The following is a 13,544-nucleotide window of genomic DNA, read 5'->3' as shown; positions in this document are numbered from 1 at the left end:
GGGCACCGGCAGCCCGAAGGGGGAGGTCTCCGCCGCCCTCCCTGATCCCCGGTCCGGACCCGGTTCCCGTAAGGGCGATGGGGCTATGATAGGGGCGGCGTGAGGTGGGGGGCGAATTTTCCTGCGAGAAAAGTTTGCAGGTTGTGGGGGATCAATCAGTTGGCGGGAACGAGGGGCGAAATTTATCCCCGCTTGAAGATTGGCGCCGGCTTGTCCGGTGGCCGCGCCTTTGGTCGGAAGGGGTGGTCACGCCAGTTCTCGCGGGTGCCTCTCCAGAGGCGGGCCAGGCCCTCCCCGTCAGGGGGCATTACAGCCAGCGCCGTACGCGCGAGCGGTAACCACGGTAGGCATCGCCGAACTTGCGCTCCAGATAGGTTTCCTCGCGGGCCACGACGCCGTAGCGGATGACGAGCGCGAAGAGTACTAGCATCATCAGCAGCCAGAGATTGTCGAACGCGATAGCCAAACCGATCAGGCTCAGGAACATGCCAAAGTAGATGGGGTTGCGCGTGAAGCGGTATGGCCCGCTCTCGACGATGGTGGTGGTCGGCAGATTGGTGGGGACGTTCGATCCGGCCCTGGTGATGGTAACGATTGCCCAGGCGACCTGCGCCAGCGCGAGGACAAATACAATCGCGCCGAGCCAGCCTAAGGGCAGTCCGGCCGGCAGGAACGGCAAGGGCACAAGCCAGTTGAGCGCGAGCCCGACAATGACCGCGAGCCCCCATGCAAGCGGTGGCCGGACAATGACTTGCGCAGTATCTGCCGTGTTATCCATGGCGGGAACGTGAACCCAACATCCTTGTCTATGTCGCCTTGCAGACGACTGTCAAACGGTCCCCAAGATTCGGGAAAGGTGTCGGCATCTCCGTATGGCCGTGGGCCTAGCGTTTCGAGAATGCCAGGCGATATTGGGCGGGGGATGTCTTGAGGCGGGTGGCGAAGTGTTGGCGGAGGGAGGCGGAGGTGCCGAAGCCGGCTTCGAAGGCGATCTCCTCGACGGATCGGGTGGTGGTTTCCAGAAGCTTTTGCGCCAGCATCACCCGCTGGTCGGTGAGCCAGTTGCCGAAGCTGGTTCCGAAGGCTTTCTGAAAGCGGCGCGTGAATGTCCTGCGCGACATCATCGACATTGTTGCCACAGAATCGAGGCTGTGGGCCCCGTCGAGCGTCGCGCGCACTTTTTCGAGGGCGCGGGCGAGCTTGTCGGCTGCCGGGGCGCTGCGCACCGGCGGCTCGATGAATTGGGCCTGGCCCCCCTGGCGGTGCGGGGCCAGAACCAGGCTGCGCGCAAGCCGCAGCGCGGCTTCCGCGCCGTAGCGCTTGCGCATGATATGGAGGCAGCAGTCGAGCCCGGCCGCCACGCCGGCTGACGTTATCACGTCGCCATTGTCGACATAGAGAACCTCCGGACGCAGCTTTACTGCGGGATAGAGCGCGCCGAACTGTTCGGCAAAGGCCCAATGGGTCGTCGCCTCGCGCCCATCGAGGAGCCCGGCCGCGGCGATCGGGAAGGCGCCAAGGCACAGACCGACGATGAGCGCGCCACGCCGGTGGGCCTGGACGAGTGCTTCGGTGAGGGTGTCGGGCGGCGCCCGGTCGAGGTCGCGCCAGCTCGGCACGATGACGATCTCGGCGTCGGCGAGGTCGGCCAGCCGGTAGGGCGTGGTGAAATCGAGGCCGGCTTCCGTGCCGATCCGCCCGTTCTCCAGCGCGCAGACGCGGAAATCGAAGCGCGGCAGGCCGAACGCCTCACGCTCCTCGCCGAAGACGAGGCAGGGGACCGATAGGTGGAACGGGCTGATGCCGTCGAAGGCGATTGCGGCGATGACCGGATCCGGCATGGTGGGGCTGCTCCGCTACGGTAAGCGGAAATGTCCCAATTCTTTCGAATATTGTCAATCAGGCCAGTGTTGCGTCGCCCCCAGACCGCTACGATCCACGCGACAGCCATGCGAGGCTTGTAGCAAGCGGAGAAAACCATGTCGCAGAACGCAATGTATCCCACCCCCAAGCGCGCCCTGATCGTCATCGACGTGCAGAACGACTATGACGGCGGCAATCTTCCCATCGAGCATCCGCCGTTCAGGGACAGCATCGCCAATGTGGCCCGCGCCATGGAGGCGGCGGGCGAAGCGGGCGTGAAGGTGATCACCGTCAGGCATCGCGCACCGCAGGGCGCACCGGTGTTCGCCGAGGGCACCCACGGCGCCGAGCTGCACGAGGCAGTCGAGACACGCCGACGGGACCACCATATCGAAAAGACGCTGCCGAGCGCTTTTACCGGCACGGATCTGGAGCTGTGGCTGAGGAACAACGGGATCGATACGCTGACCATTGCCGGCTACATGACGCACCACTGCGACCTGTCGACCACACTCCATGCCGCGCATATGGGCTTCTCGGTCGAGTTCCTGTCCGACGCCACCGGCACGCTGCCTTACGAGAACAGGGCCGGTTCGGCGACGGCCGAGGAAATCCACCGTGTCGTGACCGTGGTTCTGCATGCGGGCTTTGCGGCGGTGCTGACCACGGACGAATGGATCGACTGCCTGAAGACGGGCGCGCTGCCCGAGCGGGACAATCCCTATGCCTCCAATCAGCGGGCGATCGCGGAGAGCGCGGCGGCTTAGGGCATTTTGCTTCTAGGTGGGCGCGGAGGATATGTTGCTTTGCCTGAACGCGCCTAAAGGCCAACCTGCTCAAAGTTTCCCATCAAGGAAAGGCTGCAGCCGGTCCATGCCTTCCTCGGTGCCTCTCTTGCGGCCTTCGATGTCGTCGTAGCCGTCGAGGAGGGCGATCTGCTCGGTGAATGTCATTTTCGTGCCGGCCGGCGCCGGCTCGAAGAGGACGGTGGCAAGGGAGACCGTCACGCGCTTTTCGCCGATATGCATATTGAAGGCGTAGATGATGCGCTGGTTCGGCACGATGTCGAGGAGCCGCGCCTCATAGGCGAAGGCCGGGCCGTCCGGGCCGGAAGCACGGTTAACCTCCGTGCCGCCGACGCGGAAGTCGAGGTGGTATTCCACCTCGAACCCCTCTTCGTGGCAGGAGGACCAGCGGCGCTTGGCCTCCGGGTTCGACCAGGCGGCGAAGACGCGCTCGGGCTGGGCGGTGAGGTGGCGCTCGATGGTGAAGGTGGTGTGGGCGACGGAGTGGGCGGTCATTTTTCAGGCTCCTGCTGCGGGTCTTCGGTCTCTTCGGTCAGGTAAGCCTCGAGGCGGTCGAACTGGCGGTTCCAGGCTGCCTTGCGGCGGGAGACCCATTCCTCGATGCCAGCCAGCGCCGCGGGCTCGATATGGTAGGTGCGCACGCGGCCGGCCTTTTCCGACAGGACGATGCCGCCGGCCTCGAGCACCCGCAGATGCTTCATCACCGAGGGCAGTGCCATCGAGAGCGGCGCGGCCAGCTCCTTTACCGAAGCAGGGCCCTGCGCCAGCCGGTCGACCATGCCGCGCCGGGTCGGGTCGGCGAGCGCGTGGAAGGCGCGGTCGAGATCGACGGATTGCAGCATCATTGCGCCTCCAGGAAGCGCGCGGGGATTGCCTCGCGATAGGGGAAGAGGTGGAAGTAGGGCTGCGCTTCGGCAAGCGTGCGCATGAAGGAGGGGCGCTCGGCGAGGCGATCGAAATAGGCGGCGACGTTCGGGTGGCTGTCGCTGTAAGGCTGGATGGCCTGGAGATAGAAGAGGGCGGGCGCGGCCGCGCAGTCGGCCATGGTGAAGGCCTCGCCGGCGGCCCAGCGCCTGTCGGCCATGCGCTGCTCGATCATGCCATAGGCCATCTCGAGCATTGCCCGCGCTTCGGCCACGCCATGCGGGTCGCGGCTGTCATCGGGCCTGATCTTTTCGGTGACGATCTTCTGCATCGGCGTGCTGACATAAAGGTCGTAGAACCGATCCCACAGCCGCGCTTCCAGCGCTTCCTCCGGGTCGGCGGGGATGAGCGGGGTGGGGCCGGGATGGTGACGGTCCAGATATTCGATGATGATGCTGGTCTCGGGCACCGTGCGGTCGCGGTCCGTATCGCTCAGGAGGGGGATCTTGCCGACCGGCCACAGCGCGAAGAGCTCGGCGCTCGATGCCTCGTCGGCGAAGTCGACGATCCGGCCCTCGAAGGCGGTGCGGTTCTCGTAAAGGGCGATCAGCACCTTGTGACAGTAGGAGGCAAGGGGGTGGAGATAGAGCGTGAGAGGCATGGTTTCCTCATGGATGGCGGCGGTCGGGCCGCTGTTAAAAGTTATCCGATTGGGTAACTAACCTCTCCGCGGCTGATGCGCAAGGGATAGTTTCCTGATTGGGTAACTGTTTTCGTCGCCCGCGCCAGCTGACGATAATTCGCCGGCACCTCTTTCCACTTGGCCAAGCTGCTCCTAAATCTTTCCCGGATCCCTCCAGTGGTGTTCCAAGGGCCGTGCCGGCCCTTTGTGATGCTTGCTCATGGCGAGGAGGTATTGCTGATGAAGATCGCCCAGATCGCGCCGCTGTTCGAACGTGTACCTCCAAGGCTCTATGGCGGCACGGAGCGCATTGTTTCTTATTTGACCGAAGAACTTGTTCGCCAAGCCCACGAGGTGACGCTGTTCGCCTCAGCCGACTCCGTGACGTCGGCGCAGCTCGTCGCCTCGACGGGAAGCGCCCTCAGGCTCAACCCAACCGTCTGCGACCCCATTCCGCATCATCTGATTCTGCTCGAGGAGGTGCGGCAGCGGGCGGATATGTTCGATGTCCTGCATTTCCATATGGATCTTCTGCATTTTCCTCTTGTCCGCCCCTTCGCGCACCGCACCGTGACCACGCTGCACGGGCGCCTCGACCTTCCCGATCTCGAACCGTTCTACCGGGCATTTCCGGAAATCCCGGTGGTCTCGATCTCCGAAGACCAGCGCCGGCCGCTGCCCTTGGCCAACTGGGTGGCGACGGTGCAGCACGGGCTGCCGCGCGACCTCCTGCCTTTCGATCCGGCGGGCGAGGGGGGATATTTGGCGTTCCTGGGGCGCATCTCGCCGGAGAAGCGGCCGGATCGCGCCATCGAAATCGCCGCGCTGGCCGGCATGCCGCTGAAGATCGCCGCCAAGGTCGACAGGGCCGATCAGGATTACTGGGACCAGATCATCGCGCCGATGATCGCCCACCATCCCAACGTGGAATATATCGGCGAGGTGAATGACGGGGCGAAGGCGGCGTTTCTGGGCAGGGCGGCGGCGTTCCTCTTTCCCATCGATTGGCCGGAGCCCTTCGGCCTGGTGATGATCGAGGCGATGGCCTGCGGCACGCCGGTGATCGCCTTCCGCCGCGGCTCAGTGCCAGAGGTGCTGGAGGACGGCGTCTCCGGGTTCATCGTCAACACGGTGGAGGAAGCGGCGGCGGCCGTGGAACGCGCCCGCTCCCTGAGCCGCGCCGGCGTACGCCGCACCTTCGAGGAACGCTTCAGTGTCGAGCGGATGGCGGCGGACTATCTGGACGTCTACGATCGTCTGTTGCACCATCGTCTGGAGACGGTCCCGTTCCCGGCCGACGCTGTCGGCACCGGTGCGCAGACAGTCGTCGCTTGAGGCTTCAAACGAGCCGAAACAGGTGGCGCCATGGAAGATCACACAGATTCTCTTGCCCCGCAGCCGGCCGAATTCGGCACGGTGCGCACGCCGCAATTCTTCATTGCCGCCACCGCGCCATTGCAGGAGCGGCGGCCGCGCACGCAGAAGCATGGCGACACCTTCTCCATGTTCGACCACAATGGCGATGCGCTCTCGGGGCCTGGCAGCCCCGAGGGCATCTTTCACCGCGACACGCGCCATCTCTCGCATCTCTTCCTGACGATCAACGGCGAGCGGCCGCTGCTCCTTAGCTCCATGCTGCGTGACGACAACGCGCTTCTGACCTTCGATCTCGCCAATCCCGATCTCTACGAGGAAGGGACGCTGAAGCTGCAGCACGATCTCATCCACATCCGCCGAACGCGCTTCTTGTGGAACGGTAGCTGCTTCGAGCGCGTGAGCGTGCGCAACTATGACGAGGAGACGCAGACGGTGTGCATTGGGCTCGCCTTCGACGCCGATTTCGCGGACCTTTTCGAGGTGCGCGGCGCGCGGCGGGCGAAGCGGGGCAGGATGCACGCGCCGAAGGCGACGGCCGATCGTGTGAAGCTGGCATATATCGGGCTCGACCACGTGCGGCGCGAGACGAACCTGCGTTTCGACCCTACACCGACGGAGCTTGCCGGCGACCACGCGATCTACGAGATCGAGCTCAAGCCCCGGCAGACGCGGCAGTTCTTCATAGAGGTCACCTGCGGCGAAAGCCCCTGGGAGATGACGCCACGCCGCCAGTTCTTCTCCGGCCTGCGCGAAGCGCGCCGCGCCACGCGCGCAGCCGTCGGCAACGCAGCCTCGATGGCCACCTCCAACGACGTCTTCAACGAGGCCGTGCGCCGCGCCGTGGCCGATCTCTACATGCTGGTGACGGAGACGGAGGACGGGCCTTACCCCTATGCCGGTATTCCCTGGTTCAGCACGGTGTTCGGCCGCGATGCGCTGATCACCGCGCTTCAGACCCTGTGGCTCGACCCGACGATTGCCCGCGGCGTGCTGAAGCACCTGGCGGCCAACCAGGCGCGCGAGGAGGATCCGGCCGCCGATGCAGAGCCCGGCAAGATCCTGCACGAGGTGCGCTACGGCGAAATGGCGGAACTGGGCGAGGTGCCGTTCCGCTGTTACTACGGCAGCGTCGACGCGACGCCGCTGTTCATCATGCTGGCCGGCAGCTATCTTGAACGCACCGGCGACCTCGAGACGATCCGCGCGCTATGGCCCGGCATCGAGGCCGCACTCCGCTGGATCACCGACTATGGCGACCGCGACGGTGACGGCTTCGTCGAATACGGCCGGCGCACGCTGGAGGGCCTTTCCAACCAGGGCTGGAAGGACAGTTACGACGCCGTCTTCCACGCCGACGGGCGGCTGGCGGTGGGGCCAATCGCCATGGCCGAGGTGCAGGCCTATGTCTATGCAGCATGGAAGGCGGCGGCGCGGATGGCGGACGCGCTGTCCATGCGCGGCCGGGCTCTTGAACTGGAGGTCTCGGCCGAAGAACTGCGCACGCGCTTCGACCGCGCGTTCTTCGATGAAGAGCTCGACACCTACGTGCTGGCCCTCGACGGCGACAAGAAGCCCTGCTGCGTGCGCGCCTCCAATGCCGGCCATACGCTGTTCACGGGCATTGCCTATCCCGAGCGCGCAGCCTCGGTGGTGAGAACCCTGATGGGCCGGCCCTCCTTCTCCGGCTGGGGCATCCGCACCGTCGCGACGACGGAGGCGCGGTACAACCCAATGAGCTATCACAACGGTTCGGTCTGGCCGCACGACAACGCGCTGATCGCCGCCGGCTTCGCCCGATACGGATTCCGGGGGGAGGCGGTGCGCGTTTTCGAGGGGCTGTTCATGGCCTCGACCTATATCGACCTTCGACGCCTGCCGGAGCTCTTCTGCGGCTTCCCACGCCAGCGCAGCCGCGGCCCCACCTTCTATCCCGTCGCCTGCGCGCCGCAGGCCTGGGCGGCCGTGGCGCCGCTGTCGATGCTGCAATCCTGCCTCGGTATGCGCTTCGACAGCGCCGGGCCTGCCCTGGTCTTCCACCGGCCGATGCTGCCGGAGTTCCTGGAGGAGGTGACGCTGCGCGGTCTTGCGCTGCCCGGCGGCAGCCTGGATGTGGCGCTCACGCGGGCGGGCTCGGAGGTCGTCGTCCAGGTGCTCGACCGGCAAGGCGAGGCGAGAGTGACGACGACCTATTGAGCTGGCAAGCGGAAGGCTGGCTACTCTTCAAGGCCGAGCAGGGTCTTCGCTTCCGTCAGCTTGTCCATGCAGCCTTCTTCGTCGCCGGCTGCCGCCATATCGCGCGCTTCGCGCAAGACGGTGCTGGCCTCGGTGCGGTCTTCATCCGGCATCTCCCTCAGCACTTCCCGCTGATGCTCCGACAGAGCCTCGACACTGCCAGTAACAGCGGTGTCTGCCGTCTCGCCTTCCGTCTGAACTTCCTCCAGCGCCTGTTCCTGATGTTCGGTTGCAGGCATCTCGGTCTCGCCCGTTTCTGCGCCGGTCTCGGCGGCGATGACCGCCTCTTCCAGGTTTGAAACCTCCTCCTGGCAATCGGCAAAAGCCGGTGATGCCAGGAGCAGGGCCAATGCGCTGGCCGTCAAAATACGCATATGCATCTGATCCTCCATTGATAGGGCTTTTCCGCCTCCTTCCATGTGGACGGAAGCTTCTCCGCTTAAGTGGAGAAGAACGGCGCCGGGCACCGAGAGTTCCGGCCCGTTCGTTCGGAATTACCCGATGCCCGGGAGGATCATTTACGGCGGTGCGGACAACTGTGACGCCTAAAGCCCCAGAAACGGCTGAAAGCCGCCGAAGATCATACGCTTGCCGTCGAAGGGCATGTTCTCCCAGTCGGGCTGCATCCGCGGGTCGGCCATCACCTTGGCCATCACCGCGTCACGGTGCTCGCGCGATTCGTAGACGATCCAGGCGAAGATGACGATCTCGTCTTCCTTCGCCTGCACGGAGCGCGGGAAGGAGGTGACTTCGCCGTAGGGGACGTCGTCGCCGATGCACTCGACATAGTCGAGCGCGCCGTACTCTTTCCATACCTCTTCGCCGAGCCGCGCCATCTTCTTATAGGCCTCGATGTTTTCCTTCGGTACGGCGAGGATGAAGCCGTCGACATAAGCCATGGGGACCTCCATTGCGTTGGGTTGCGGTCGGAGGACGAACGCAGGCCGGTGAAACCGACACTGTTGCGTTCCGGCTCCGGCTATCCCCCGATGGCGATGCGGAAGCGGGCGGCGAACTGGCCTTCCCACCACATGGGAAAGTTGGTGCACCATTTGTTGTTGTGAAGGTTGAAACGCAGGCCGGCGTCATAGGCGGGCGGCGCTTCTGGGAAGATCATGAAGGGCTGGCCGAGCGGGCCGACGAGCGGCGTGTCGAGGGGTGCGATCCTGAGCGGTGTTTCGCCGTCGAGCATGGTACGCGCGACGGAAATTGCCTGCAATGCGCCGCCGCCGTGCGGTGCCGTGCACGCGGCCTCCTGCCAGAGGCCGGTCTTGAGGAAGTGCCATTTCTGCGCACCGTGCGGCGCGAACTCCAGAAAACCCGCTTCCGGCATGCGGTTGGCCGGCTTCTGGCGCAGGACGACGGTAAGCTCCAGCCCGCTCCCGTCCTGCGACAGGACGTAATCGACACGACGCGGCGCGCCAAGCCTCTCGTAGGCTGTCTCGGGCAAGGCCGTGGCGACGATGAGCCTTTCCCTGGTCTGGGCGATGCCGAGGAGGCGCGGGGTCCAGACGGCCGACTGCGCCGTGCGCGCCCGCTCGAGCCCCGGCTTGTCGTGGTCGAGGATCGCCCATTCCGGGCGGTCCGTGAGATAGCTGTCCCTGTAGAGGGCCATATCGGCGGCGTCGTAGCTTTCGTAGCGGTAGCCGATGAGCGGGCTGTCCAGTCCCCGCAGCCTTTTGCCGTCAGCCGGCTGCAGGGTGCGGATGTCGCCGCATTCGGGGTCGATCTTGACGTGCCAGCCATCGAGGGCGATGCTTTCGTTCTCACTTGCCCGGCTCAGGATCGGCGGTGCGGAAGGGATAGCGCCTTCCGCCAGGGCTTTTGCCGCCTGGGTGCGGTCCTCCTCTGACAGCGCCTCGACCGCCGCATCCAGATAGGCGCGCTGCTCGGCCCAAGAGGCCTCCGCGTAGCGGAAGCGGAAATCCTTCGCCCGCGCTGTCTCGAAATCGCGTCGGTCCCAGGCGGTCTCGTCGCGCAGGAAGGTTTTGATGTCGACGCCGCAGGTGTGCTCGGCAACCATGGTCAGGCCGCGGCCGAAGGCCTGCCGGGCGGGCGTCAGGCCCTCCGCCTCAAAGGCGTCGTAGAGGCGCTGCAGGGCGAGGAAGCGCTGGGTCTTGATCGGATCGCTGGCGCTGCCGTGGATCCAGCTGTCGCCGAGCTCCAGATCGACGACCGGGAAGCGCTCGCGGTTCTCCCACAGGATTGCACCGTAGTCCTCCAGCGTTGCCGCGCGGATTTCGGCGTCCGGATGCCGGTGGGAGAGGGCGCGCAGAACCTCGACCGCCTGGTGGATCTGCTGCGGGCCCATATTGTCGTTGGTATGGGCAAAGCTCAGTCCCTCCGAAAACCCCTTAGGCAGGTGGGTCTCACCGTAGGAGTGCTGATACATCACCACGATTTCCTCGCCGGACGGGGCGCGCCAGCGGAAGATTTCCGGTACGTCGGGCGGCGGGCAGGCGGTGTTGACGCCGATGTGCAGGAACTTGAGCCCGGCCTGCGCCATCAGCGGCACGATTCCCCGCGTGTGCCCCGGCACGTCGGTCATCTTTGCGGCGATTGTCTTCTTGCCGAAACGCTTGTCGAGTTCGGCGGAGAAGGAGAGGCCGGCGCGGAAGAGGGCTGGGCTCATCAGCTCCGAATGGGTGGTGAAGGGCAGGCCGTGCCAGCGGATGATCCCCTTCCCGATGGCGCGCTCCAGCCGTGCCACCTCGTCCTTCGGGCGCGAATTGAGGTGATCCCAGATGAGCCAGGCGCCCGTGGTCCAGATGAATTTCGGGTTGTCCGGGTCCTCGGCATGGAAATGCTCGCCGGTGGCGATCGCCTGTGGGATGAAGCGCTCGTGATAGAGCCGACGCACCTTCTCCGCGTGGTCGGTGAAGCCGATGTCGAGATGGGTCTTGTAGACCAGGTGAATGCGGGCGGTCATTTGTGTCCTGTTGTCGGGTTCAACCCACCGTGCCGCGCACCGCGAGGCGGGTGTGCACCGTCTCGGCGAGGGCGGGGGCGTTCGGCGCCTTCAGCCGGCGCTGGATCAGGCGCACCAGGGCGCGTACGCGGGCTTCGAGGTCGACCTTGACGGTGGTGAGATTGTAGCTGCGCCAATGCGACTGGGTGATGTCGTCGAAGCCGATCACCTTCACATCCTCGGGCACGCGCAGCTTCAGTTCGTAGCGCAGCGCGTCGAGCGCGCCGAAGGCGCTCTCGTCGTTGGCGGCAAAAACGGCGTCGGCGCCGCCCTCCAGCCGGAACAGGTCGAGCGTGCCGGCGTAACCCCGGTCGTAGCTGAAGTCGCCGGGGACGATGACGGGTGCCGGCAGACCCCGCCTTGCCATCAGCGCCTCGAGCGTTTTGCGCCGCGCCTGCTGGCCCAGCGACTCCGGCTTGCCGGAGAGATAGGCGATGCGCCGACAGCCGTAGCCTGCAAGCAACGCCACCGCCTGTTCCATACCCTCCCACTGGTTGACGTCGATGCGGTCGCACAGCGCGTCGGGCTCGTGCGGCAAGGTGCCGTCGCCCTCGCGTTCCATCAGATAGTTGACGTAGATGGGCACCGCCCGGTCGAGGAAACGGGACAGCATGTGCGGGCGCACGTTTTCGGTGAAGACGATCACCGAATCGGGATTGAAACCGCGCATATAGGTAAGCAGCGTCTCGTCCATGCTGGAATCGATGCGCGTCTTGAAGAGCAGCGTGGCGAAACCTTCTGCCTGCAGCGCCGTCGTCAGCGCGTCGACTTCCTGGCTTTCCCAGGGGCTGCAGACGTCAGGCACAATTACGCCGACGAGATGCGAGCGCCGCGTGACGAGCGCGCGGGCGGCGCGGTCCGGCGTGTAGCTCAGCTCCTCGGCGATCTTCAGGATGCGCGCACGCTTCTCCGGCTTCAGGGGCGCTTGCGGGTTGAAGGCGCGCGAGACGGCGGCGCGCGAGACCTGGGCCGCCCTTGCCACCATCTCCGCCGTCGCCCGCTGCTGGGTTCCCTCAGGCTTTCCCGTCAAATATCCGGCCTATCGTGCAATTTTTGAAAGCGTGTTCACTTCTTTCATCTTTCCGCAAAGAAGATCGCTGTCAAGGGAGCGTGCCCCGCTGCCCTTTGAAATGCGTCTGTTTGATGACAATCCACAGCGTGAGCCAGGCTTTCGGCGCGCGTTGATTTCCTGGTGCCCATGGCGGGATTGACGCCTAAGTGAAAACGTGTTCACTTTTCTGCTGTTTGGGCACCGGGCTTTCGGTGCGATACTGGCATGGCCGCAACTGTCGCAGCCGTTCAACGGAAATGTCGCGAAGGGAGGGTTATCGCGATGCGTATTCGTCAGCATGCCTACTGGATCAGCGTTGCCGCGGCGACCGCACTGGCCGCGCCGGCCATGGCCGCCGACCTCACCATCACCTGCCGCTGCGTGGAAGACGGGGTGAACTCCGAACAGGCCATGTGGATCAAGGAGAGCGTCATCCCCGGCTTCACGGAGATGAAGGCCGAGGCGGGCGAGGAGGTGAACGTCACCCTTACCGAGTTCGCCGGCTCCGACGAGCAGCTTACCCAGCAGCTCGCGCTCGACTTCTCCACCGGTGCGGGACCGGACGTTGCCGGCTTCGACGGCTTCCTCATCCCGAGCTTCGTCGAGGGCGGGCTTTTAAAGCCGCTCAAAGAATTGGCGGGAGATGCCGTGACGAACTGGGAAGGCTGGGATCACATCTCAGAGGGTGCGGTGGCGCTGATGTCCTATCAGGGCGAGCCCTACGGCATCGCGCTCGGCACCGACGTGCGCATGATCTTCGTGCGCGCCGACATCCTCGAGGAAGCCGGCATCGATCCCGAGAGCTGGCAGCCGGGCTCTTGGGAGGAGCTTCTCGAGACCGCGCGGACGCTTAAAGAGAAGAACCCTGACTCCTTCCCCCTGCAGCTCAACGCCGGCGTGCCGATGGGCGAGGCGACGACCATGCAGGGCTACTGGATGGCGCTGCTCGGCACCGGTGAGGAGGTGACCGACGAGGAGGGACGCTGGATCGTCGAGAGCCAGGGCATCCTCGATACGCTCAACCTCTACAAGACCATCTATGTGGACGAGAAGCTGGGCGACCAGCGCGCCCAGTTGCTCGGCGACGGGCGCAACCGCACCTTCGCCAATTTCCGCGACGGCACGACGGCGCTGCTGGTCGAGGGCGACTGGTTCTACCGCTCGGTCACCGCTCCGGACTCGGAGTTCGCGGTGGAGAACCGCGACGAGGTGATGACTTGGGCGAAAATGCCGGCCAAGGAGCCGGGTGCCGGCCTGCGCGGTCAGGACTTCGTCACGATCTCCGGCGGTACGGGCTTCGTGCTCAATCCCAACACGGACGAGCCGGAGCTTGCCTGGGGGTTGCTCGCCTACATGAACAGCAAGGAGCAGCTCGCCGCGTTCCAGGATTTCCAGCCGCGCATCCGCATCCGTGACGACGTGCCGATCCCCGATGAGCCGTTCCTGACGGAGACCTCGCAGACGCTCCTGCCGCTCACCACCGCGCGGCCCAACAGCGCCGAGTACAACGCCGTCTCCGCAGAAATCCAGCGCATGACGGAGGCCGTGGTGTCGGGTGAGCTGTCGCCGGAGGAGGCGATGGCGCGCTACCGTGATGCGGTGATCGGCATCGTCGGCGAGGAGAATACGGTGAGCTTGCTCTGAAATGACGGGGTCGGCTCGACTTGCGCAAGGAGCGTCATCCCGGAAGCCGGAGCGCAG

General features: G+C 65.2%; 13 protein-coding genes. 4 read left to right on the top strand and 9 right to left on the bottom strand.

All coding sequences use genetic code 11. From position 1 onward, the window contains the following. Nucleotides 1-307: 307 nt before the first annotated feature. Both N5A92_RS25765 and N5A92_RS25760 read right to left on the bottom strand, forming a co-directional pair. Nucleotides 308-778 carry a methyltransferase family protein gene (locus tag N5A92_RS25765; protein ID WP_260907350.1) on the bottom strand — a complete coding sequence of 157 codons (471 nt, stop codon included), beginning with the start codon at nt 776-778 and terminating at the stop codon, nt 308-310. A 106-nt stretch (nt 779-884) separates the two neighbouring features. After that, nucleotides 885-1,841: a GlxA family transcriptional regulator gene (locus N5A92_RS25760; RefSeq protein ID WP_260907349.1), complete on the bottom strand. Its 957-nt coding sequence runs from the start codon at nt 1,839-1,841 to the stop codon at nt 885-887. 138 nt (nt 1,842-1,979) lie between these two features. Between N5A92_RS25760 and N5A92_RS25755 the strand changes: the two genes are divergently transcribed. Continuing rightward, a complete protein-coding gene (locus N5A92_RS25755; RefSeq protein ID WP_260907348.1) occupies nt 1,980-2,630 on the top strand; it encodes a cysteine hydrolase family protein in 651 nt (216 codons plus the stop codon). 69 nt (nt 2,631-2,699) lie between these two features. Here N5A92_RS25755 and N5A92_RS25750 read toward each other — a convergent pair whose 3' ends face one another. The 3 genes from N5A92_RS25750 to N5A92_RS25740 are packed head-to-tail and all read right to left on the bottom strand — an operon-like array spanning nt 2,700 to nt 4,194. Then, on the bottom strand, nt 2,700-3,164 hold the full coding sequence (locus N5A92_RS25750; RefSeq protein WP_260907347.1) for an SRPBCC family protein: 465 nt from the start codon (nt 3,162-3,164) through the stop codon (nt 2,700-2,702). Then, nucleotides 3,161-3,514: an ArsR/SmtB family transcription factor gene (locus N5A92_RS25745; RefSeq protein ID WP_260907346.1), complete on the bottom strand. Its 354-nt coding sequence runs from the start codon at nt 3,512-3,514 to the stop codon at nt 3,161-3,163. Before N5A92_RS25745 ends, N5A92_RS25750 begins: the two co-directional genes overlap by 4 nt. Further along, nucleotides 3,511-4,194, bottom strand: a complete 684-nt coding sequence (locus tag N5A92_RS25740) for a glutathione S-transferase family protein (protein WP_260907345.1) — start codon at nt 4,192-4,194, stop codon at nt 3,511-3,513. Before N5A92_RS25740 ends, N5A92_RS25745 begins: the two co-directional genes overlap by 4 nt. Before the next feature lie 261 nt (nt 4,195-4,455). Between N5A92_RS25740 and N5A92_RS25735 the strand changes: the two genes are divergently transcribed. Further along, nucleotides 4,456-5,550, top strand: a complete 1,095-nt coding sequence (locus tag N5A92_RS25735) for a glycosyltransferase family 4 protein (RefSeq protein WP_260907343.1) — start codon at nt 4,456-4,458, stop codon at nt 5,548-5,550. Nucleotides 5,551-5,580: 30 nt separating this feature from the next. Next, on the top strand, nt 5,581-7,785 hold the full coding sequence (locus tag N5A92_RS25730; protein ID WP_260907342.1) for an amylo-alpha-1,6-glucosidase: 2,205 nt from the start codon (nt 5,581-5,583) through the stop codon (nt 7,783-7,785). Nucleotides 7,786-7,805: 20 nt separating this feature from the next. Here N5A92_RS25730 and N5A92_RS25725 read toward each other — a convergent pair whose 3' ends face one another. From N5A92_RS25725 to N5A92_RS25710, 4 genes are all read right to left on the bottom strand, one after another. After that, on the bottom strand, nt 7,806-8,204 hold the full coding sequence (locus tag N5A92_RS25725) for a hypothetical protein (RefSeq protein ID WP_260907341.1): 399 nt from the start codon (nt 8,202-8,204) through the stop codon (nt 7,806-7,808). Nucleotides 8,205-8,369: 165 nt separating this feature from the next. Further along, nucleotides 8,370-8,723 carry a DUF1428 domain-containing protein gene (locus N5A92_RS25720; protein WP_260907340.1) on the bottom strand — a complete coding sequence of 118 codons (354 nt, stop codon included), beginning with the start codon at nt 8,721-8,723 and terminating at the stop codon, nt 8,370-8,372. An 80-nt stretch (nt 8,724-8,803) separates the two neighbouring features. Further along, nucleotides 8,804-10,753 (bottom strand): DUF5054 domain-containing protein, encoded by a 1,950-nt coding sequence (locus N5A92_RS25715; RefSeq protein WP_260907339.1) that lies wholly within the window; start codon nt 10,751-10,753, stop codon nt 8,804-8,806. Nucleotides 10,754-10,772: 19 nt separating this feature from the next. Next, nucleotides 10,773-11,822: a LacI family DNA-binding transcriptional regulator gene (locus N5A92_RS25710; protein ID WP_260907338.1), complete on the bottom strand. Its 1,050-nt coding sequence runs from the start codon at nt 11,820-11,822 to the stop codon at nt 10,773-10,775. Between the two features lie 303 nt (nt 11,823-12,125). Between N5A92_RS25710 and N5A92_RS25705 the strand changes: the two genes are divergently transcribed. Then, complete coding sequence (locus N5A92_RS25705) at nt 12,126-13,487, top strand: extracellular solute-binding protein (protein ID WP_260907337.1); 1,362 nt, start codon at nt 12,126-12,128, stop codon at nt 13,485-13,487. The last annotated feature ends 57 nt before the right edge of the window (nt 13,488-13,544 follow it).

The sequence above is a fragment of the Chelativorans salis genome, from assembly GCF_025336525.1.
In the GTDB taxonomy this organism is placed as follows: domain Bacteria; phylum Pseudomonadota; class Alphaproteobacteria; order Rhizobiales; family Rhizobiaceae; genus Chelativorans; species Chelativorans salis.
The sequence above is the reverse complement of the archived record's forward strand: the minus strand, read 5'-3'. Positions and strand labels throughout refer to the sequence as shown.